At 49.0% G+C, this 1,126-nt stretch carries 2 rRNA genes (1 of these 2 running past the window's edge); both read right to left on the minus strand.

The window, feature by feature from the left end:
- Positions 1 to 849: ribosomal RNA gene (locus ACFRFH_RS19820) — 23S ribosomal RNA — on the minus strand (it extends 2,080 nt beyond the left edge of the window).
- Positions 850 to 995: 146 nt separating this feature from the next.
- A 16S ribosomal RNA gene (locus tag ACFRFH_RS19825) occupies positions 996 to 1,126 on the minus strand; the annotation flags it as partial.

Here is a 1,126-nt window from a genome sequence, read left to right on the forward strand (position 1 = left end):
TCTCCAGGTTCGATTGGCATTTCACCCCTACCCACACCTCATCCCCGCACTTTTCAACGTGCGTGGGTTCGGGCCTCCATTCAGTGTTACCTGAACTTCACCCTGGACATGGGTAGATCACCTGGTTTCGGGTCTACGACCACGTACTCATGCGCCCTATTCAGACTCGCTTTCGCTGCGGCTCCGCATCTTCTGCTTAACCTTGCACGGGATCGTAACTCGCCGGTTCATTCTACAAAAGGCACGCCATCACCCGTTAACGGGCTCTGACTATTTGTAGGCACACGGTTTCAGGATCTCTTTCACTCCCCTTCCGGGGTGCTTTTCACCTTTCCCTCACGGTACTGGTTCACTATCGGTCACTAGGGAGTATTTAGCCTTGGGAGATGGTCCTCCCGGATTCCGACGGAATTTCACGTGTTCCGCCGTACTCAGGATCCACTCAGGAGAGAACGAAGTTTTGACTACAGGGCTGTTACCTCCTATGGCGGGCCTTTCCAGACCTCTTCATCTACCTCGTTCCTTTGTAACTCCGTATAGAATGTCCTACAACCCCAAGAGGCAAGCCTCTTGGTTTGGGCTATGTTCCGTTTCGCTCGCCGCTACTCAGGAAATCGCATTTGCTTTCTCTTCCTCCAGGTACTTAGATGTTTCAGTTCCCTGGGTCTGTCTTCCATACCCTATGTATTCAGGTAAGGATACCATACCATTACGTATAGTGGGTTTCCCCATTCGGAAATCTTCGGATCAAAGCTTACTTACAGCTCCCCGAAGCATATCGGCGTTAGTCCCGTCCTTCATCGACTCCTAGTGTCAAGGCATCCACCGTGCGCCCTTTCTAACTTAACCAAACTAAAATTAAAAAAATATGAGCTACACTGTTATCTAGTTTTCAAAGAACATACATTTATATATGAGAGATAGTTCTCTCAAAACTAAACAAAACGAAACACGGAAACTTATATTGATGAACAGCGTTCATCAATTCTCCATAGAAAGGAGGTGATCCAGCCGCACCTTCCGATACGGCTACCTTGTTACGACTTCACCCCAATCATCTGTCCCACCTTAGGCGGCTGGCTCCATAAAGGCTACCTCACCGACTTCGGGTGTTGCAAACTCTCGT

It is taken from the genome of Leifsonia sp. NPDC056824 (genome assembly GCF_042789575.1).
Lineage (GTDB): Bacteria > Actinomycetota > Actinomycetes > Actinomycetales > Microbacteriaceae > Leifsonia.